Genomic DNA, 20,481 nt, shown 5'->3' with positions numbered 1-20,481 from the left:
GGCATTGTCACCCGGTTGAGGCCTGTGCTTGATTGAGCGCTTTGCCGCGCCAGAAGGCCACATCGATGGGCACGGCCGCGCCGCTGCGCTCATTGATCAAGACGAGCTGGCGGCCGTCGGGGCTGAGCTGGCTGATTTCGCCGTGCAAGCGGCCGGCGCTGACGCGCAAACCGAGCGCATTGGCCGGGAAACCGGGCTGGGCCGCCAGCTCCAGCAGGGCGTGCACGGGCCGGGTGTCGCCGGCCAGGCGCAGGCGCTGGACGATGGGGGCCAAAAACGGGTTGTGGGCGCTGTCGCCCGGCGCCAGAAAGACGATCAGCTTTGCCTGCGCGCGGCTCCAGGCCACATTGAACAGGCGCTGGGCTTCCTCGGTCTGCAAAAAGGGCTGGCTGCCGTCCACAGGGTCGAAGAGCAGCACCGGGGCCTCGCTGCCCTGGGCGCGGTGCACGGTGCTGACCTTGATCTGCGCTTCGGGCAGGCCACGGGCGCGCAGGCGCTGGCGGATCAGGGCGCGCTGGGCGCGGAAGGGCGTCAGCACCACCAGCTCATGCGGCTGCCAGCCGCCGCCGGGGCCTTCGGCCAGGGCGGTTTCGATCATGTCGGCAATCGCCTCGGCCGACTCGCGCCGCAGCGGCCCGCGGTCGGCGGCCGACCAGGCGCCCGAGGCGCGCATGGTCTGCACATGGATGTGGGTCTCGGCCGGCACCTCGGCGAAGCGGCGCTGGCGCGTCTGCAGCCAGGCGGGCGAGGCGCTGGCGTCGGCGGCCACGCGCAAAGCGCCTTCGTAAAAGAGCTGGCTGACGAGGTCGCTGATGGGCGCGGCCATGCGCGATTGCTCGTCCAGCAAGGCCAGGGCCGGGCCCTGGCGCGGCATCTCGGCAAAGGCCGAGCGGCCCAGCCAGCGGCGCGCCTCGCGCTCGCGGCTGCGCAGCACGGGCGAGAGCTGCTGCGGGTCGCCGGCGAACAGCCATTGCCGGCCCAGCGGCATCAGTACCAGGGCATGGGCCAGGCTGACCTGGCTGGCTTCGTCGAAGACCAATAAATCGAAGGGCGGTGCCGTGTCCTCCTGGCCCTCGGGCGCCAGGGCGCGCAGGGTCTTGAGCGTGAAGGCGGCGCGGGTGGTGGTCATGGCCGCCAGGCGGCAGCGCTGCAGCACTTGCAGCGAGGAGGCGCGCAGCTGCTCGCGCAGGTCTTGCACGCGGTCGTGCCAGGCCTTCAGCGCGCTGGCCTCGCCGGCGCTGGCGCGGCCGCTGGGCCGGGCGGCCTCGGCGCGTGCCAGGCGCTGGATCAGTTCGCGGTCCTGGGCCGGGATCAGGTGCTCGCGGCCCTCAAACGCCGCCGCGTCGAAGCGGGTGCCCAGGCGCTGCACGCTGGCGCGCAGCGGCTCGCGCCGGCCTTTTTCCAGCGCCTTGTCCACCGCCAGGGTGGCCAGGTCCACGGCCTGGTTGGTGCTGGAGAGCAGCAGCACGCGGGCCAGTGGCCGCTGCTCCAGGTATTCGGCCAGCATCACGCCCAAGGTGGTGGTCTTGCCGGTGCCGGGTGGGCCCCAGAGGAAGGCGGCTTGCTGCTGCAGCAAGCCCAGGGCCTGGCGCTGGCCCGGGCGCAGCCAGCGAAACGGTGCGCCCGTCAGCAGCGGGCCCTCGGGCCAGGCGGGCGGTGCGCCGAGGGCGGGCAGGGTGTCCAGGGCGCGTTCGGCCCAGGGCGTGTCCCACCAAGCATCGCTCACGGCTTTGAGAAAGCGGCTGGGGTAGAGGCGGATCAGCGCGTCCGGCCCGGGCGGCGGGCTGCTGGCGTTTTGCAGCAGCAGCTGGTCGTCCTCGGGCAGCACGGCCAGCACGCTGGCGCCGCCTTTGACCGGCGCGCCCCACCAGGCGGCGGCGCCGTCGAGGCTGTCGTCCAGCAGGCTCTGGGCCGAGGCGGTGCCGGGGCGCTGGCCCTCGGCGAACACGTAACCCGGCTCCAGGCTGACGCGCCAGAGCGGGCCCTCGCGCTCGCTGCGCAGGACCTTGAAGTCGTAGTACTCGGGCGTGGCCGCGAGTTCGGCATGCAGCGCCGCGCGGAGGTCGGCCAGGCTCATGAAGTGGGGCTTGTTGAGAACGTAGGGTCAGCGAGGGAGGGCGGGACTATAGCGGCGGCCGTGGCTGCCCGTCGCCCCCGGCTCGCCGCTCAGGCCTCAGCCGTGGGCTTGGGTGCGGCCGCCGACGCGGCCTGACGCACAAAACGCACGGACACCGCCAGGCCCCGGCCGCCCAAGCCGACGCCCAGCTGCACGCGCGCACCATGCTGGGCGGCCGCCCGCTCGACGATGGCCAGGCCCAGGCCGCTGCCGTGCTCTTCCTGGCCGGGGATGCGGTAAAAGCGCTCGAAAACCTTGGCCTGCAGCTCGGCCGGAATGCCTGGCCCCTGGTCCAGCACCTCCAGCATCACGGCCTCGGGCGTGTCGCTGATGCGCACCAGCACCTGGCCACCGGCGGGCGAATACTTGATGGCATTGCTCACCAGGTTGTCGATCAGGGCGCCGACCGACTCGCGGTTGATGCGCAGCCAGCATTCTTCGGGCGCCTGCAGCTCCAGCTCGATGTCGCGGCTCAGCGCCATGGGCGTGGCCAGCACCACGCGGTCGCTGACCAGGGCCACCAGCTCATGCTCGCGCTGCGCCATGTCCTGCGCATCGGCGCCCGAGCGGGCCAGGGCCAGCAGCTGGTGCACGGTGTGGGTGGCGCGGTCCACGCCCTGGTGCAGGCGCTGGGCCGAGGCCGCGCGCCGCGCCGGATCACTGCCCTGGTCCAGGGCTTCGGCGCTGAGCTTGACGACGGCCAGCGGCGTCTTCAGCTCATGGGCCGCGTCGAGCAGGAACTCGCGCTCGCGGTCCAGGCGCAGCTGCAGGCGCGCCATCAGTGAGTTGACGGCGTTGACCACCGGCGCCAGTTCCACATAGGGCGAGTCGGGCAGGGGCGACAAGTCCTTGGCCGAGCGCTGCGAGATCTGCTGGCCGATGCGCTGCAGCGGCGCGAAGCCGAGCCGGAACAGCAGCCAGACCGGCAAGATCAGCAGGGGCAGGCCGTAGAGCAGGGGGCGGGCGTAGTAGCTGAAGCCGGCCAGGGAGAAATGCCAGTCGCCCGGGCGCTCCTGCCAGCGCCGCACGATCAGGCCTTGCTCGGGCTCGCTGGCCTCGGCATAGAGCCAGCGCGCGTCGCTGGCGTAGAGCGTCTCTTGCGGCTGGGCTCGGTCGCGGCCGCTGAGGTCGGGGTCGAGGCGCAACAGCAGCCGGCCCTCATGCCAGACCTGCAGCAGGTAGAAGGGTGAGCGGTGGCCTTTGTGGCGCCACTCGTCGCGCAGCAGCCCGTCCAGCCCGTTCATGCGCTCGGCCAGGGCGGCTGGCTGCTGCAGATGGGGCAGGGCCTGCAGCTTGGCCAGCTCGGCCCAGAGCTGGTTCTCGGCCTGGCCGTTGCGGCTTTGCAGCAGGCCGATGTCGATCAGCTCGCGGGCGATCAGGGCCGCCCAGGTCAGGAAGATCACCGCGAACACCGCGCCCAGGCTGCGCTTGAACAGCGAGCGGTGGGCCGGCGGCCGCGGGGCGGCGGCGTCGGGTGCAGGGCCGGGGTTCATGGGCCGGTCTCGATCAGGTAGCCGATGCCGCGCACGGTGCGGATATAGCCCTCGCCGATCTTGCGGCGCAGATTGGACATGTGCACATCGAGGCTGCGGCTGTCGGTCTGGTTCAGGGCCTTGCTTTCCAGCTGGCGGCGCGTGACCACGCGGTCGGGCAGCTTGAGCAGGGTCAGCAGCAGGGCGAACTCGCTGCGCGAGAGGTTGATGCGCTCGCCGCCCCGGCTCAGCACCATGCGGTGTTCGTCCAGCAGCAGATCCTTGAACTGCCATTGGTGGGGCGAGTCCTCGCCTTCTTCGACACCCGCGCGGCGCGCCACCGCGCGCAGTCGGGCCAGCAGCTCGGGGCCGGCGAAGGGTTTGACGAGGTAGTCGTCGGCGCCGCTGTCCAGGCCGCTGAGCCGGTCTTCGATGCTGTCGCGCGCGGTGATGACGATCAGGGGCAGCTTGCGGTCTGCCTGGCGCAGGCTGCGCAGCAGGTCCATGCCGTTGCCGTCGGGCAGGCCCAGGTCCAGCACCACGGCGTCGAAGTCTTGCTCGGCCGTCCAGAAGCGGGCGTCGGCGACCCGGCGCAGCCAGATCACCTCGTGCTGGGCGTCCTGCAGCAGGGCCTGCACGGCCCGGCCCAGCTCCAGATCGTCTTCCACCAAACAGATTTTCATGGCGGCGACTCTAGCAATGCCGGGGGCCGGCCGACAGGGCAGGGTCTTAAGGTGACCTTAATGATGTCTTATCGATCCGTGTAGGCAAGGCGTTGGATAGTCGCTCCCGCAGCCTCACCAGCTCCCGCTTGGGCCCGCCGAGCGCTGCCAGCATCTTCACTCCTTTCGCCTCCCCGAATGCATATGAAGCCCGGTACGACAGCGACGCAGCAAGCGCGGCCCCTCAGCCGAGGTGCCCGACTTGCCCGCATGGCAGCAGCCGGAGTCGCGCCGGCCCTGGCCCTGCTGGCGCCCTGGGCGGCCGCGCAGTCCTCGGCGCAGTTCCTGCCCAGCCCAGCGCAGTTCGACCAGCTCTTCCCCGAGCGCATCGCCTTCTACAGCTATGAAGGTTTTGCCCAGGCCGTGCGCCAGACGCCGGCCTTCGCCGCGCGCGGCAGCGAGCAGCAAAAGCGCCAAGAGATGGCCGCCTTTCTGGGCCAGATTGCGCATGAATCCGACCAGCTCAAGGCGCAGCGCGAGTACCGCCGTGAAAACTGGGGCCTGTACTGCCGCCAGGGCCCCGGCGAAAGCTGCGCACCCGGCCAGCAGTACTACGGCCGCGGCCCCATCCAGCTGAGCTGGAACTACCAGTACAAGGCCGCCGGCGAGGCCCTGGGCCTGGACCTTTGGGCCGACCCCGACCGCGTGGCGCGTGATGCCACCGTGGCCTGGCAGACCGCGCTCTGGTACTGGACCACCCAGCCTGGCGTGGCGCCGCAGTCGGCCCACGAGGCGATGCTGGCCGGCAAGGGCTTCGGCGCCACCACCCGGGCCATCAATGGCGTGATCGAGTGCGACCAGGGGGCCGACCCCAACACCCTGCGCAAGCTGAACCGCCGCATCGATTTCTACCGCCGCGCAAGCAGCCTGCTGGAGGTGCCGCTGAGCGAGCCTTTGGGTTGCTGAAGGCTCCAGCCAAGACCGAGTGCATGAAGGAATGAACGAGTGAACGAGTGAGTGTTGGAGCAGTTGGCCGACCCTGACGTGATGGAACCGAGACCGACGAGTTTTCGTTAGCAAAAACGCATGGAGACAAAAACATGAGCCCCGCTGAACCCCGCGCCCGACGCCTGATGACCCCGACCGCCCTGGCCGCCGCCGCCCTGGTGAGCCTGCTGAGCCTGCCCGCCCTGGCGCAGACCGCAGGCGAGGCCGGCAAGGACGAGAAGAAAGACGCCAAGAAGCTCGAAAAGACCGAGCTGCCCCAGGTCACCGTGACCGCCACCCGCGTGGCCACCGACGCCCTCAAGACCCCGGTCTCGGTGACGGCCTTGCAGGGCGACGAGCTGGTGCGCCAGAACGTCAAGGAGCTGCTCAATCTGAGCGGCGCCGTGCCCAATCTGCAGCTGGGCCTGTCCAACGGCGACTCGGGCGTGCTGGCTTCCATCCGCGGCGTCACCTCGACCAACTTCACCGAAATCGGTGACCCGGCCGTGGGCATCCACATCGACGGCTTCTACTCGCCGCGCCCTCAGGGATCGCTGGCACTGATGTTCGACCTGGACCAGGTCGAGGTGCTGCGCGGTGCCCAGGGCACGCTGTTCGGCCGCAACTCCACGGCCGGTGTCATCAACATCATCCCGGCCAAGCCCGACTTCAAGAGCAACTACGGCTGGGCCTCGGCCCAGCTCGGCAACTACAACGCCAAGCAGCTGCGCGTGGTCCACAACCAAAGCCTGGGCGACAACTTCGCGCTGCGCGCCGCCTTCATGGTGGACAAGCGCGACAGCTATATCAAGCAGGAGCAGGACCTGCGCGACCGCGGCGTCAAGCTGCCCTCGGCCGATGGCAAGGGACAGTTCACGCCCGATGGCAAGCCCGACACCGACCAGCGCCTGAACCGCAAGGTCAGTGCCGCCGACGCCTACGGCAACTCCGACCAATGGGCCGCCCGCCTGACCGCGCGCTGGGCCATCAGCAAGGCGCTGGAATGGACCGGCGGCTTCGAGCATTTCCAGAACAGCGGCGCCGGCGACATCGGCCTCAAGGACTGCGCCCAGGCCGAAGGCACCAAATGGGCCTGCGGCCCCAAGGGCCACTGGAGCACCATCATCAATGTGCCCGGCAAGATCGACATGACGATCGACACCGTGCGCAGCAACCTGGTCTGGAAGCTCGATGCCCAGACGGAACTGGGCTACAAGGTGGCCTACGCGGTGCAAAAGCGCGCCCAGCACCATGACGACGACGGCGGCCAGACCTGGCTGGACAGCGAGGTCGACATCATGCAGCCTTGGGGCAACTGGGGCCGCCAGCACGCTATCGACCAGGCCAGCTACACCCTGGACTCCAACTACAAGTCCTGGGTCCATGAGTTCCAGCTCAAGCAGCAGACCAAGGATTGGCGTTATGTCGCCGGCGCCTTCTTCCTGAACGAGAAGAACGCCATCAACTTCGCCCAGGACAATCTGGTCGCCGCGCCATACGCCATGCCGCAGGGGCAGTTCTACGCCCAGCCGGACCGCCGCATCGAATCGCAAGGCCTGTTCGCCCAAGGCGATCTGGCCCTGACGGAGCGCCTGACCGCCACCCTCGGCGTGCGCAGCAGCCGCGACAAACGCAGCGACAACGGCGGCATCTCGGCTGGCCTCTGGGACGCCAGCACGCCTTGGTACTACAACGGCAAGTTCAAGCCGCCTTGCGAGCCCGGCTTGTGCACGCCGCACAATGGTTCAGACCTGACCCTGGGCATGGGCCCGTTTGCTGGGCTGGGCGTCTACCCCGAGCCGGTCGTCAACAGCTACAGCAAGAGCTGGAAGAAGAGCACCTACCGCCTGGGTCTGCAGTACGACCTGAACAAGACCGATATGGTCTTCGCCTCGCTGGCCACCGGCTACCGGCCGGGCGGCTTCGGTGACAAGTTCGACACCTGCGGCGGTGGCGAATGCGTGGACGGCGGCAGCAAGAAGTACAGCTTCCTGGACTACGGCCCCGAGACCACCAAGAACTTCGAGCTGGGCTACAAGGGCCGCCACTTCAACAACAAGCTGGAGCTGAGCGCCACCTACTTCAATACCCAGTACAAGGGCATGCACGTGACCGGCTCCACCGCCGTCGGCCAGAAGAAGCTGACCCGCGTCTGCGCCGACTGGGAGCCGGCCTGCGATGTGGTGAACGCATGGAAGACCGAGAACATCGGCGACGCCAAGATCCAGGGCCTGGAGCTGGAGTTCAAGCTGCTGCCCTGGGCCGGCGGCAACTTCTCGGGCTACTTCGCCTGGCTTGACGCCAAGGTCAAGTCCTACCCGACCTATGACGACAGCTGGATGTGCGGCTACCGCCAGGAGTTCGGAGCCGCCGAATGCGCGCCGGTCTACCTGGGCAGCGACCCCAGCAAGCGCGGCCGTCGCATCCTGGACGTGACCGGAAACCAACTGCCTTACGCACCCAAGACCTCGTTCGCGCTGAACTACTCGCATGACATCCAGCTGGGCGACTTCAGCCTCTCGCCCACGGTCGGCATGCGCCACCAGAGCCGCATGTACTTCACCGTGCGCAACCTCGACAACGACAAGATCGGCGACTTCCAGAAGGCCTACACCGACTGGAATGCCTCGATCCGCCTGTCGCCGGCCGGCGACAAGTGGAATGTCGAGCTCTGGGGCACCAACCTGAGCAACAACATCATCAAGAACTGGATGGGCCAGGGCATGGCCGGCGGCTACACCTTCAACAGCTACAACCCGCCGCGCATGTTCGGCGTGCGCGCCACCGTCAACTACTGAGCGCGCTGGAAAACCCTGTCTCCTCTCCGCCGCGCACTTGCAAGCGGCGGATTTGAGCGGGCTTTGCCCGGGCACCCGGCCCGGCAAGGCCCGCATTTTTTTGTGTCTGCCAGCGGCCGGGCCGGCCGGGTGATACTGCGCCCCGTCCCCTTCGCTTCAGCGGTTTTGTGATCGCCTGCTTGTGCCCCATGAACTCCATGCTCCCCATGCCCGGCAACGCCGGGCCCTGCTGCTGATGGCGGCGCTGACGCCCATGGTGTCGCTGGCCGGCGCTTCGACGGCGCCTTTCAGCGTCTATGTTGGTGGCTACGCCCCGACTTGCGAGGGCATTTACCGCTTTGCCGCCGATGCCGCCACCGGCCATCTGCGCCCGGCCGGCCTCACGCCCAATCCGCACAGCCCCAGTTGGCTGCAGGCCGACCCGGCCCGGGCCGGGCTGCTGTATGCGGCCAATGAAGGCGGCGGCAGCGTTCATGTCTACCGTCAGCAGGCCGATGGCGTGTCGCTGCAGCTGCTGCAAGCCCTGCCCAGCGGTGGCGAGGGCCCCGTGCATCTGAGCCTGCATCCGACGGCGCCCTTTGCCTTCGTGCCCCATTACGGCAGCGCCGAGCTGGCCGTGCTGCGGCGCGCGGCCGACGGCCAACTCAGCCCCGTCGGCCTGCACCCGAGTTGTGACCGCAGCCAGCCCGAGGATTGCCGGCTCGGCCCGGCTCGCGCGCTCACCGGGCCGCCGGGCAGCTTTGCCCTCAGCGGCCATGAGGCGCCGCATATGCACATGGCGCTGAGCACGCCCGATGGCCGCTTCGTGCTGGCCAGCGACCTGGGCCGCGATCGGCTCGCTGTCTGGCCCTTCGACCCGGACAGCGGTGCCCTGGGCCGCAGGCAAGACCTGGCCCTCAGCCCCGGCGCCGGCCCGCGGCATTTCGTGTTCCACCCCAAGGACGCGACCCAGCTCTACCTGCTCAACGAACAGGCCTCCACCCTGGCTTGGCTGCAGATGGAGCCGCAGAGCGGCCGCCTGAGCCAGCGCGCCGAGATCAGCAGCCTGCCCCAGGGCTTTGCCGGCACCAACTTCGCCGCCGACTTGATCGCCTCGGCCGACGGCCGCTTTCTCTACGCCCTGAACCGCCTGCACGACAGCATCGCGGTCTTCGCCCTGGCTGCGGACGGTGCGCCGCGTCTGATCGCGCATGAATGGACGCGCGGCTCCTACCCGCGCAGCGCTCGCTTCTCGCCCTGCGGCCGTTGGTTCTATGTCTGCAACCAGCGCAGCGACCATGTCGCGGTGTTTGCCGTCGATGCCGCCACAGGCTTGCCGCGCTTCGCCGGGCAGTATGTGGCCGTGCCGAGCCCGGCCTGTGCGGAGGTGATGGCGCTGCCCGTTCGCTGAAAGCGCCCGCCGTGTCGATCACGCGCCGCCCCTGTTTCAAGCCGCACCCTTGACCCAGCCGGCCGTGGCCTGCTTGGCTCTGCAACTGGTGCGCGAGGGCCGGCTGGATCTGAATGCACCGCTTTCGCGCGACCTGCCCCAGGGCTAATCCTGCAAGACTGCGGCCGCCGGTGCCGCTGCCGAACTCTCGGCCGCTACCTTGGCGCGCATCCCGCAAGCTGGCGTTTCTGCGGCCAGCCCCTGAGCATCCGCAAAGCCCACCCACCACGTTATCACCCATGTTTCGTGCCCTGTCGCTGCCACGCCGCAGCACTGCCCACTGCCTCTTGCCTGGGCTCCTGCCCGCGCTTTTTCTCGCCTGTCTGTCATTGATGCCCTTGGATGGATGGGCGCAAGCACAGGATGCACACGCGGCGAAAGCGAGGCAGTCCTTGGCCGCAGCCAGTGCAAAGCCCGGCGCAAAGAGAGCGCTCACGCCACAGGACAAGGGCATCGGGCTGCCAGCCGCTGTGCTCGGGCGTCCGTATTCGAAGCGACTGGATGCCCAGGGCGGCAGCCCTCCGTACCGCTATCTGCTCTTGAACGGGGACCTGGAAACCGCCGGCCTGACGCTGAGCCCGGACGGCATGCTCGCCGGCGTTCCTGTGCTGCCCGGCCCATTGAACTTCCGCGTGGCCGTGCTTTCCGACGCGGAAGGCGGCCGTGCGGCCACGCAGCGCTTTCGCTTGCAGGTGCTGGCCGCGCCACAGCCGCCGGCCCAAGCGAGCGCCGCGCTTCCCGCCCGCGATTCAGGAGATTTGAAGTAGCCGAGGCACCGAGCGGCCTGGATTCCTCTGTCATGGCCGTGTTTGCCCGCCTGCGCAGCGTTGAGTGGCTGAGTTAGGCTCTGTGCCGTACTGGCATCTTTTCGAGGGGAGCGCGGGCCATGTCCGGAGGCAATTGGAAAGAAATGTTCGAGGCCGCTGAGGCGGGCGATCTGGCCTTGGTCGACTATCACGTCAAGTGTGGTGTGGACATCAACTACGCCCATCCCGAATTCCTCAGCACGCCCCTGGTCGCGGCGATCCTGGCCGGGCAGGAAGCGGTGGCGCTCTACCTGCTGCGGGCCGGCGCCGATCCCAATCTGCCGTCCGAGTTTGACCAGGCCACGCCGATGATGGCGGCGCAGCGGGTCGGCCTGGCTGCTGTGACCGCAGCGCTTCAGGCGCACGGCGCGCCGGCGCTCGCGGAGGAGCCAGCTCCCCGCTCCTGGTGGTCCCGGCTCATGCGGGCCTGAACTGCCGGCCTGCCTTGGTCCACCGTAGACGCTTCCCCCAGGGTCAGCGCTAATCGCCTGCAAATTGACAGGGCCCGGTCCAGTGCCGCGGCGAGTGGACGTTGCGTGAGGTGGGCTCAGGCTTGACGCAAGTTCAGGCTCATGCTGATGTCGCCCAGGCTTTGTCCATCGATGCGGAAGCGGTCGGCCCGTTCGCCGCAGATGACGAAGCCCATGCGCAGGTAGAGCCGCTGGGCGTTGGGGTTGCTGCTCAGCACTTGCAGTTCGATCCAATCCAGACAGCCCTGGGCCTCGGCCCAGTCGCGGGCATGGGCGATCAGGGACTGGCCCAGGCCTTGGCGGCGTGCGCTCGCGTGCACACCCATGCCCAGCAGGGCACGGTGCTCGGCAAAGGGCATGGGCTGGGCGCGCAGATCGACATGGCCGAGGATGGCGCGGTCCACCTGGCTGCGTGCCAACCAGGCGCGACGCCAGCCCGGCTCGCCGACGCTCAGCCCCAGGCCGCGCTCGAAAGCGGCGGCCCGCTCGGGCGGAAACTCGGCCAGGCCGCGCGGCTGGGGCTGGAAGTAGCCGGTCTCGGGGCTGCCGTTCTCGGCCAGATGCGCGTTCAGGTAGGCAATGAACTCGGGGAACTGATCCGCGCTCAGCGCCTCCACGGTGTAGGCGATGTTCATGGTGAGGCAGGGCTCATGGGGCGGTGCCGGTTTCGACCGCGGCGGGCCGCGCTTGGCCGGCGAACTGGGCCAGGGCCACGCCGCCCAGGGCCAAGGCGGCACCGCCGAGCTTGACGGCGCCAAAGGTTTCGCCGGTGCTCACCCAGGCGGCCAGGCCCGCAATCGGCGGCATCAGGTAGATCAAGGGGGCGGTCCGGGCCACGCCGCGCTGGGCGTTGACCCAACCCCAGGCCAGCCAGGTCAGGAAACCGATCACGACGATGGCCCAGAGCGCGCCCAGCCAGATCCAGGGGCTGAGCGCGGCCCAGTCCACACGCAAGGCCGCCGGCGTGGCATAGGCCAGCACGGGCACGGTGGCGGCCAGCGAGGCATAACACATCACCAGCACGGCACCGTGGCGCTCGATCAGCGGCTTGGCGGCCACGGTGTAGTAGCTGAACAAGGCTGCGGCCGTCAGCAGCACCAGGTCGCCGCCACCGGCGCGCCAGTTGGCGGCCAGCAGCTTGTCGGACATGAAAAGCAAGGCGCCCGCGGCGGCCACGGCCATGCCCAGCAGCTGCGGCCGGCGCAGGCGCTCCAGGCCCCAGGCACGCAGGATCAAGAGCGTGAACACCGGCCCGCAGGCCAGCAGCACCGAGCTGGAAAACGGCGTGGAGAAATGGATGCCGTAGCTGGACAAGGCCAGGTGCAGGCCCTGGCCCAGAAAGCCCAGGCGCAGCAGCGCCCAGGCGTCGGCGCGCGAGACCCGCGGCCAGCGCAGGCCATGCTGTTGCAGCAGCAGGCCGGTCACCAAGACCGGCATCAGGGCAAAGCGCAGGAACAGAAAGCCCTCCGGGCCCATGGCCGTGAGCAGGGTCTTCTGCAGCGGGAAGTTCAGGCCCCAGGCCAGGATGACGGCCAGGCCGGCCCAGAGGCTGAGGCGGTGAGGGGCGGAGGGCGAAGAAGAAGTGGGCGAATGCGAGGGCATGGCCGGCATCTTGCCAGCCCTGCGCCTTGCTTTGCGTTTTAACGGTCGTCGCGCACCAATTGGCCGATCGGCGCCGTCGGGTCGCCCAGCATGAACAGGCTGAACACCGCGCTGGTCGGCACGATCAGGCTGGCATTGCTGTAGATGGCGGTGCTGGAGGCGGGTGAGTTGACGGTCAGCAGGGAGGCGGTGGCGCTGGCGTTGACCACGGCGGCGCTGGAGCTGCTGCCGGGCGTGACGTTGCTGGCGATGCTGCTGTAGTCCATGGCCATGCCCAGGCCGGTGGCGGCACCCGAGAGGCCGTTGATCAGGCGGATCTTGGCGGTGCCGCTGGCGGTGGGCAGGCGGTTGTCATCGCTGAGCACGCTGAGCTGTGGCGCGGCGGCCGTGCCCCAGACCAACAAGGTGTAGTCGCCACCGGCCTTGAGCGTGGGGTTGCTGGTGTTCAGCGCGATGCCGTTGACGCGCAGGTCCAGCACCGGGGCGCCGGCGTCCACCGTGGTGTAAGCGCCGATCTGCGGCGCCAGGGTGGAGGGCAGCACGCTCAGGCCGCCGATGCTGGCGTTGACGGATGCTGCATTGGCCGAGGACAGCGTGGCGGCCACGCGCACCCGGGCTTTGGCGGTGGGCAGATTGCTGACGGTGCTCTGCTGCTTGAGCACCATGCCGTTGACCAGGCGGCCGCCCGAGGTGGCGGTGGCGATCAGGGTGGCAACGCCGGTGGAGTCGAGCGTGACGCTGGGCAGGTCGAGGCGGATGTCGCTGGGCTTGCCGGTGCCGGTCAGGGTGATGCGGAAGGTGCCGGCGTTCAGGCTGTTGTAGCCGCTGCCGGTACCGCCGGCGATGGCGCTGGCCACGGGGGTGGCGGTCTCCAGGCTGTCGCTGTTGTTGGCGGTGGTGATGTAGACATCGAGCGCGCCGGCGTCGGGCGCCAGGTTCAGCACCAGGAGCTTGGTCTTGTTGGCGTCGGCTGCGGCCTCAACCTCCTGCAGCAGGCTGTTGCGCACGGCGCCGCCCCAACCGTAGGCAATGATGGTGTAGTGGCTGTCGGCCGCGAGCGTGGGCGTGAGGTTGGCCACGGTGGCGCCGACGCCGCTGGTCAAGATCTGCGTGCTGGTGGCGCTGGTGTCGACGCTGGCATAGCTGCCCACGCTGCCGTAGGCCACGCCGGTGTTGGTGGCGGCGCTGTTGACGCTCAGGTCCAGGGAGCTGTAGCCGACGCTGGCATTGAGCAGACGGACTTGGGTGCTGCTGCCGCTGCTGCCTCCACTGCCGCCGCAGGCGCTCAGGAGGGTGGCGGCGCACAGGGCCAGGCAGCTCAGGCTTGCTGAGCCCCAAATTTGCTTGAATCGCATCGAGGAAAACTCCGAAAAAGTTGGAACAGGGGGCGGGGCAGGGCGTACCGGCGCGATTGGGCGGGCCGCGTGTTGCTCCGCCGTGTGGCGAGGTGTCGGGCCGGTGAACTTGTGTTGCTGGGGTGGTTCTTTACATTTGGGGGCAGCTCTCCAAAGCCCCGCCCGCTGGCGCGCACCGCGGAGGGGCGCTGCTAGCATCGCCCGCAGCCTTTTTGTCCTGCCACCGAATGCCAACTTCAGCGAGCCGCCGCCATGAACTACCCGCACCTGCTTGAACCGCTGGACCTGGGCTTCACCACGCTGAAGAACCGCGTGCTGATGGGCAGCATGCACACCGGCCTGGAAGATGGCCGCAAGCATTTCGACCGCATGGCCGCCTACTTCGCCGAGCGCGCGCGCGGCGAGGTGGGCCTGATGGTGACCGGCGGCTATGCGCCGAATATCGAGGGCTGGACCAAGCCTTTCGCCGGCACCCTGGCCACCAGCGGCGCGGCGCGCCGCCACCGGGTGGTCACCGAGGCCGTGCATGCTGAGGGCGGCAAGATCGCGCTGCAGATCCTGCACACCGGCCGCTACGGCTACTCGCCGCTGTGCGTGGCGCCCTCGCGCATCCAGTCGCCGATCACGCCTTTCACGCCGCGCGAGCTCTCGGCCCGCGGCATCGAGCGGCAGATCCGCGCCTTCATTCGCTGCGCCAAGCTGGCCCGCGAGGCCGGCTACGACGGTGTCGAGGTCATGGGCTCCGAGGGTTACTTGATCAACCAGTTCCTGGTCACCCACACCAACCACCGCCAGGACGAGTGGGGCGGCAGCTATGCCAATCGCATGCGCTTTGCGCTCGAGATCCTCACCCGCATGCGCGAGGCCGTGGGCCCGGACTTCATCATCATCTACCGCCTGTCCATGCTGGACCTGATCCCCGACGGCAGCAGCTGGGACGAAGTGCTGCAGCTGGCGCGCGGTGTGGTCAAGGCCGGTGCTACCTTGATCAACACCGGCATCGGCTGGCATGAGGCTCGCGTGCCCACCATCGCCACCTCGGTGCCGCGCGCGGCCTTTGCCGGCGTGACCGCCAAGCTGCGCGCGGCCTTGCGTGCCGAGGGCATCACCACGCCGGTGATCACCAGCAACCGCATCAATATGCCCGAGGTGGCCGAGAACCTGCTGGCCGAGGGCGCGGCCGATATGGTCAGCATGGCCCGGCCTTTCCTGGCCGACCCGGCTTTTGTGAAGAAGGCGCGCGAGGGCCGTGCCGACGAGATCAACACCTGCATCGCCTGCAACCAGGCCTGCCTGGACCATGCTTTCCAGCAGAAGATCGCCTCCTGCCTGGTCAACCCGCGCGCCTGCCACGAGCAGGAGCTGCCCATCATCCCGATTGCCGCGCTGAAAGCGCCGCGCAAGAAGCTGGCCGTGGTCGGCGCCGGGCCTTCGGGCATGGCGGCGGCCACCACCCTGGCCGAGCGCGGCCATGAGGTCCATCTCTTCGACGCCGCGGCGCAGATCGGCGGCCAGTTCACCATGGCCAGCCGCATCCCGGGCAAGGAAGAGTTCCGCGAGACCCTGCGCTATTTCGCGCGCCGCATCGAGCTGACCGGTGTGCACCTGCATCTGAACCGCCGCGTCGACGCCGACGCGCTGCTGGGCTTCGACGAGGTGCTGCTGGCCACCGGCGTGACGCCGCGCGACCCGCGCATCAAAGGCCAGGCGGAAGGCCAGGCACGGGGTCAGGTCTTGACTTACATCGATGTGTTGCGTCACAAGAAGCCCGTGGGCGCGCGCGTCGCCATCGTCGGCGCCGGCGGCATCGGCTTCGATGTGGCCGAGTACCTGGCCGAAGCGGGCGCCGAGGACGGCCACTCGCTGACCCTGGACCTGCCGGCCTGGCAGCGCGAATGGGGCGTGGGCGACCCGCAGCTGCTGCGCGCCGGCTATGTGCGGCCCGAGCCGGCCGCGCCGGCCCGCGCCATCACCTTGCTGCAGCGCCGCGCCGGCAAGCCGGGCGCCGGCCTGGGCAAGACCACGGGCTGGATCCACCGCGCCGCGCTGAAGATGAAGCAGGTGGAGATGCTGTCCGGCGTCAACTACGAGGCCATCACGCCCGAAGGCTTGTGGGTCAGCTACGGCGAGAAGCATGTCGACAGCGAGCTGATCGCCTGCGACAGCATCATCTTGTGCGCCGGCCAGGAGCCGCTGCGCGAGCTGGAAGCACCGCTGCGTGCGGCAGGCGCCCGCGTCCATGTGATCGGCGGCGCCCTCGAGGCCGGCGAATTGGATGCAAAGCGTGCAATCTTGCAGGGAACCCGGCTCGCAGCGACCCTGTAAACCCTAGCCACCCTCAAGCCCGCCACGGACACTACCGAAACGGCGAGAACGAGGGGTCACCTGTGTTGCGGGGTGGCGTCGGATCGACAAAACACAACAGGCGAAACGCAGCGCACGGGCCATGAACCCGGTGGCGCACAGCGAGTCCTGACCGACGAGACGGGTTTCAGGAATGAGCGAATTTTTCAATCGCTGGCGGCTCAGGCTGCCGGCTGGGATGTCCCTGCTGCTGGGTTGCGCGCCGGCGGCCTGGGCGCAGGCACCCGCGGGCGGCGGCGATGTGATCTCGCTCGACCTGCGCAGCCCGATGTTCTGGCTCAGCGTCTTCGGCCTGCTCGGCGCCCTCGGCCTGGGCCTGGTGCTGGGCTTGGTGCAGTACCAGCGTTTGCGCCTGCGCCAGCGGCGCGCCGAGCTGCTGCTGGTGCGGCGCGAGCGCACCAAGCTGAGCGCCTTGCTCAATGCCATTCCCGACCCGGTCTATTTCAAGGACGCCAGCGGCGCCTACGAGGGCTGCAACCCGGCCTTCGAGCAATGCACGGGCTTGCGCGAGGCCGATCTGGTCGGCCGCCGCGATGATCAACTGGCCGATCGCCCGGCCTGGAGCCAGGCTTTGGATCTTGCCGCTGCCGAGCAGCGCGGGCCGCAGCGCACACTGAGCTGGCTGACCCAGGCGGACGGCAGCCGCGCCTGCCTGGACGTGGTGCAGGCGCCGGTCTTTGACGAGGGCCAGTGCCTGGGTCAGGTCGGGGTGGCGCGCGACGTCACCGCCCTGCGCGAGGCCATGAGCCAGCTGCACCGCGCGGTGACTGTGTTTGAGCATTGCGGCGAGGGCATCATGGTGATGGACGCCGACCTGCGCATCCGAGACGTCAACCCGGCCCTGTGCGCCATCACCGGCTACAGCTGCGAGGAGCTGGAAGGCAGCATGCCTCACTACCTGCGCCTGAGCGAGCAGGACCCCGATTTCCTCGATCGCCTCTGGGCCGAGGTGGCCGCCCATGGCAAATGGAGTGGCGAGCTGACCGACCGCCACAAGAATGGCGAGACCGTGCCGCTTTGGGCCACCATCGTCAAAGTGCCGCCGGCCGAAGCCCATGGCGAGCCGCACTACCTGTCGGTGCTGACCGACATTTCGCGCATCAAGCAGACCGAGGCCGAGCTGCTGCACCAGAAGCTGCATGACCGCCTGACCGGCCTGCCCAATCTGGCCCTGCTGCGCGACCGCATCGAGCGCCAGGTCGGCCTGGCCCAGCGCGACCACACCTGCGTGGCCGTGCTCTACATCGACCTCGACGGCTTCCGTGACGTCAACGACATCGCCGGCCATGCCGCCGGTGACGCGGTGCTCAAGGAGACCGCCGCCCGCTTCATCAATGTGGTGCGCGCCAGCGACTCGGTGGCCCGGGTGGGCGCGGACGAGTTCGTGGTCGTGCTGTCCGGCTTGGTGGACGAAGAAACCTCCATGCGCCTGGGCGAGCGCCTGATCGACGCCATGCGCGAACCCATTCTGATGGGCGACAAGAGCTTCACGCTTGGCGCCAGCATCGGCCTGGCCCTGTTCCCGGCCGATGGCGTCAGCGTGGATGAGTTGCTGCGCAATGCCGAGGCGGCCATGTGCCGGGCCAAAGCCCATGCCCGCAACACCGTGCAGGCCTACCGGCCCGAGCTGACGCAGGCGGTGCAGCAGCGCTTCGAGCTGACCCATGCGCTGCGCCACGCCAACGAGGCGGCGCAGTTCCGCCTGGAGTACCAACCCCAGGTGCGCCTGTCCGACGGTGCCCTGATCGGCGCCGAGGCCTTGCTGCGCTGGCGCCACCCGACCCGCGGGCCGATCTCGCCGGCCGAGTTCATCCCCCTGGCGGAGGACACCGGTCTGATCATCCCCATCGGCCGCTGGGTGCTGGAAACCGCCTGCGCCCAAGCCGCACGCTGGCAGGGCCAGCCGGGCAAGCCGCAGCAGGTGGCCGTTAATGTGTCGGCGCGCCAGCTGCGCCAGCCCGATTTCATCGAGACCGTGGACTTCATCCTGGCCGAGACCGGCTGCCCGGCCCATGCCCTGGAGCTGGAGGTGACCGAAAGCCTGCTGCTGGAAGACGCCGAGGCCGCCATCGAGCTGCTGGGCGCGCTGACCGCGCGCGGGGTGCGTGTCGCCATCGACGACTTCGGCACCGGCTATTCTTCGCTGTCCTATCTGCGCCGCATGCCGGTGCGCACGCTCAAGATCGACCGCAGTTTCGTCTCCGAGCTGGGCCAGGACGCGCATGTGGCGGCGATCGCCCGCACCGTCATCGTGCTGGCGCGCAGCCTCAACCTCGATGTGCTGGCCGAGGGCGTGGAAACCGCCGAGCAGGCCGCCTGGCTGCAGCGTGAGGGCTGCGACTGGGCCCAGGGCTGGCATTTCGGCCGCCCCATGCCGGCCGAGGACTTCGTGCTGGTCCCGCACGCCGTGCCCGACGGCCCGCGGCGCACGCTGCGGCATTTGCAGCTGGCTTGAGGCTGGGAGCAGGGCTGGGCTGGTGTTAGGCCCTGGGTATGACGCACCCTTGCTGCGTTACGCTTGAGGGCCAGGCGGCCGCCAGCGGCCGCGGCCCAGCCAAGGAGAAGCCATGCCCCGCCCCTTTAACCGTCTTGTCTGCAGTCTGAGCGCGCTGGCGCTCTCGCTCGCGCCGGCCACACCGGCCCTGGCCGCCGAGCCTGCCAATCGCGGCGTCGAGCTCAAGACGGTGGAGCTGCGTTCCCAAGGTCGCTATGAATCGCTGCGCTTGGATGAGCAGGTCCTGGATGTCGAGCTGGACCAGCAGCTGAGCGGCGCCTGCCGCTTCAACCGCAGCTGGGGTTTCGATCTGGGCAACCGAGAGCTCTGGGTCAACGATGGCTGCGCCGCCCGCTTCAAACTGTTTGGCCAGGCCGTGAACGGCGAGGAAGGCAACAAGGAGTCCTCGGGCATCAGCACCGGCGCCGTGGTGGCCGGTGTGGCGGCGGTGGCCGCGATCGCCTTGTTGGCGTCTAAGTCCGGCAAGGACAAGGACAACAACAACGACTGGCAAGGCCCAGACCGCCCTCAGTGGGGCGGCCAGCAGATCCGCGGCAAGAATGGCCTGTGCCTGGACATGGCCGGGCGGGTGCAGCAAGGCACCGAGGCCATCGTCTACAACTGCCATGGCGGCAACAACCAGCGTTTCAGCTGGAGCGGCCGAGGCGAATTGCGCGTGGATGGCATGTGCCTTGATGTTGCCGAGGGGGATCGCAATGATGGGGCGCGGGTGATCGCCTGGCCCTGCAATGGCGGCGCCAACCAGCGCTGGAGCCGCCAGGGCAGCGAGATCCGCAGCCGCATGAACAACAAATGCCTGGACATCAAGGAAGGCCGCGCCCAGCCCAAGCAGCCGGTGCTGCTGTGGCGCTGCAACGGTGGCAGCAATCAGCGCTGGAGCTGGTGAGGTCACGCGCCTGTCACGCCGCGCTGGCAGTCTGCAGCGCATATCTCTTCCCTCATTTTTGAAATCGACGCCATGAGCACGCCCACCCAGCCGCCCGCCGACCCTGCCGACATGATGCAGCGCATGCAGGCCGATCTGATCGACAGCTATGACGAAGAGCTGGAGATGGAAATCGACGACCGTGGCTTCGACGAAGACGCGGTCCGCAGCAGCTTCACGGCCGAGCAGCGCTTGCAGCGCCGCGCCTATTTCCAGGAGCTGTTCCGCTTGCAGGGCGAGCTGGTCAAGCTGCAGGACTGGGTGGTGGCGACCAAGCACAAGGCCGTGATCATCTTTGAGGGCCGCGATGCGGCGGGCAAGGGCGGCGTCATCAAGCGCATCACCCAGCGCCTGAATCCGCGCGTCTGCCGCGTGGCGGCCCTGCCGGCACCGAACGACCGCGAGCGCACGCAGTGGTACTTCCAGCGCTACATCTCGCACCTGCCGGCCGGCGGTGAACTGGTGCTGTTTGACCGCAGCTGGTACAACCGCGCCGGCGTCGAGCGGGTGATGGGCTTTTGCAGCGACGACGAGTACGAGGAGTTCTTCCGCTCGGTGCCCGAGTTCGAAAAGATGCTGGTGCGCGCCGGCATTCAGGTCATCAAGTACTGGTTCTCGATCTCCGACGAGGAGCAGCACACCCGCTTCCTGGGTCGCATCCACGACCCGCTCAAGCAGTGGAAGCTCAGCCCCATGGACCTGGAGTCGCGCCGCCGCTGGGAGGACTACACCAAGGCCAAGGAAGTGATGATGGAGCGCACCCACATCAATGAGGCGCCCTGGTGGGTGGTGCAGGCCGACGACAAGAAGAAGGCCCGCCTCAACTGCATGGCCCATTTGCTGGCGCAGATGCCCTACCACGAGGTGCCGCATGACCCGGTCATCCTGCCCTCGCGCGAGCGACATGAGGACTATGAACGGCAACCGGTGCCGCCGCAGATGGTGGTGCCCGAGTTGTACTGATTCACCGGCTAGCATGG

At 68.7% G+C, this 20,481-nt stretch carries 15 protein-coding genes; 9 read left to right on the top strand and 6 right to left on the bottom strand.

Going from position 1 to position 20,481, the window contains the following annotated elements:
• Window positions 1–7: 7 nt before the first annotated feature.
• The 3 genes from ACQY39_RS03230 to ACQY39_RS03220 all read right to left on the bottom strand — a co-directional run bounded on the left by ACQY39_RS03230 (window position 8) and on the right by ACQY39_RS03220 (window position 4,271).
• Window positions 8–2,077, bottom strand: a complete 2,070-nt coding sequence (locus ACQY39_RS03230; RefSeq protein WP_428503451.1) for a DEAD/DEAH box helicase — start codon at window positions 2,075–2,077, stop codon at window positions 8–10.
• Between the two features lie 89 nt (window positions 2,078–2,166).
• Complete coding sequence (locus ACQY39_RS03225; RefSeq protein ID WP_428503450.1) at window positions 2,167–3,609, bottom strand: ATP-binding protein; 1,443 nt, start codon at window positions 3,607–3,609, stop codon at window positions 2,167–2,169.
• Window positions 3,606–4,271, bottom strand: a complete 666-nt coding sequence (locus ACQY39_RS03220; RefSeq protein WP_263562117.1) for a response regulator transcription factor — start codon at window positions 4,269–4,271, stop codon at window positions 3,606–3,608. The genes ACQY39_RS03225 and ACQY39_RS03220 overlap by 4 nt, the downstream gene beginning before the upstream one ends.
• Before the next feature lie 249 nt (window positions 4,272–4,520).
• Between ACQY39_RS03220 and ACQY39_RS03215 the strand changes: the two genes are divergently transcribed.
• From ACQY39_RS03215 to ACQY39_RS03195, 5 genes are all read left to right on the top strand, one after another.
• Entirely contained in the window at window positions 4,521–5,216 is a 696-nt protein-coding gene (locus tag ACQY39_RS03215; RefSeq protein WP_428503449.1) for a chitinase, read from the top strand.
• A gap of 134 nt (window positions 5,217–5,350) precedes the next feature.
• The gene (locus tag ACQY39_RS03210; protein ID WP_428503448.1) at window positions 5,351–8,035 is read left to right on the top strand and encodes a TonB-dependent receptor; all 2,685 of its coding nucleotides are present in this window, start codon (window positions 5,351–5,353) and stop codon (window positions 8,033–8,035) included.
• A gap of 181 nt (window positions 8,036–8,216) precedes the next feature.
• Complete coding sequence (locus tag ACQY39_RS03205) at window positions 8,217–9,425, top strand: lactonase family protein (protein WP_428503447.1); 1,209 nt, start codon at window positions 8,217–8,219, stop codon at window positions 9,423–9,425.
• Between the two features lie 431 nt (window positions 9,426–9,856).
• Window positions 9,857–10,231 (top strand): hypothetical protein, encoded by a 375-nt coding sequence (locus ACQY39_RS03200; RefSeq protein ID WP_428503446.1) that lies wholly within the window; start codon window positions 9,857–9,859, stop codon window positions 10,229–10,231.
• A 119-nt stretch (window positions 10,232–10,350) separates the two neighbouring features.
• Window positions 10,351–10,701 carry an ankyrin repeat domain-containing protein gene (locus tag ACQY39_RS03195; RefSeq protein ID WP_428503445.1) on the top strand — a complete coding sequence of 117 codons (351 nt, stop codon included), beginning with the start codon at window positions 10,351–10,353 and terminating at the stop codon, window positions 10,699–10,701.
• A 116-nt stretch (window positions 10,702–10,817) separates the two neighbouring features.
• Here ACQY39_RS03195 and ACQY39_RS03190 read toward each other — a convergent pair whose 3' ends face one another.
• The 3 genes from ACQY39_RS03190 to ACQY39_RS03180 are packed head-to-tail and all read right to left on the bottom strand — an operon-like array spanning window position 10,818 to window position 13,697.
• Window positions 10,818–11,375, bottom strand: coding sequence for an N-acetyltransferase family protein (locus ACQY39_RS03190; protein WP_428503444.1), 558 nt, complete (start codon window positions 11,373–11,375; stop codon window positions 10,818–10,820).
• 13 nt (window positions 11,376–11,388) lie between these two features.
• Window positions 11,389–12,342 carry a DMT family transporter gene (locus ACQY39_RS03185; RefSeq protein WP_428503443.1) on the bottom strand — a complete coding sequence of 318 codons (954 nt, stop codon included), beginning with the start codon at window positions 12,340–12,342 and terminating at the stop codon, window positions 11,389–11,391.
• A 38-nt stretch (window positions 12,343–12,380) separates the two neighbouring features.
• Complete coding sequence (locus tag ACQY39_RS03180) at window positions 12,381–13,697, bottom strand: DUF4397 domain-containing protein (protein WP_428503442.1); 1,317 nt, start codon at window positions 13,695–13,697, stop codon at window positions 12,381–12,383.
• Window positions 13,698–13,949: 252 nt separating this feature from the next.
• Here ACQY39_RS03180 and ACQY39_RS03175 point away from each other — a divergent pair, with 252 nt between their 5' ends.
• The 4 genes from ACQY39_RS03175 to ppk2 all read left to right on the top strand — a co-directional run bounded on the left by ACQY39_RS03175 (window position 13,950) and on the right by ppk2 (window position 20,464).
• Entirely contained in the window at window positions 13,950–16,022 is a 2,073-nt protein-coding gene (locus ACQY39_RS03175; protein ID WP_428503441.1) for an FAD-dependent oxidoreductase, read from the top strand.
• A 217-nt stretch (window positions 16,023–16,239) separates the two neighbouring features.
• A complete protein-coding gene (locus tag ACQY39_RS03170) occupies window positions 16,240–18,516 on the top strand; it encodes an EAL domain-containing protein (protein ID WP_428503440.1) in 2,277 nt (758 codons plus the stop codon).
• 112 nt (window positions 18,517–18,628) lie between these two features.
• Window positions 18,629–19,462 (top strand): lectin, encoded by an 834-nt coding sequence (locus ACQY39_RS03165; RefSeq protein ID WP_428503439.1) that lies wholly within the window; start codon window positions 18,629–18,631, stop codon window positions 19,460–19,462.
• A 111-nt stretch (window positions 19,463–19,573) separates the two neighbouring features.
• Entirely contained in the window at window positions 19,574–20,464 is an 891-nt protein-coding gene (ppk2, locus tag ACQY39_RS03160) for a polyphosphate kinase 2 (RefSeq protein ID WP_411969924.1), read from the top strand.
• The last annotated feature ends 17 nt before the right edge of the window (window positions 20,465–20,481 follow it).

It is taken from the genome of Roseateles sp. (assembly GCF_965262435.1).
GTDB lineage: Bacteria > Pseudomonadota > Gammaproteobacteria > Burkholderiales > Burkholderiaceae_C > Paucibacter_A.
The sequence above is the reverse complement of the archived record's forward strand: the minus strand, read 5'-3'. Positions and strand labels throughout refer to the sequence as shown.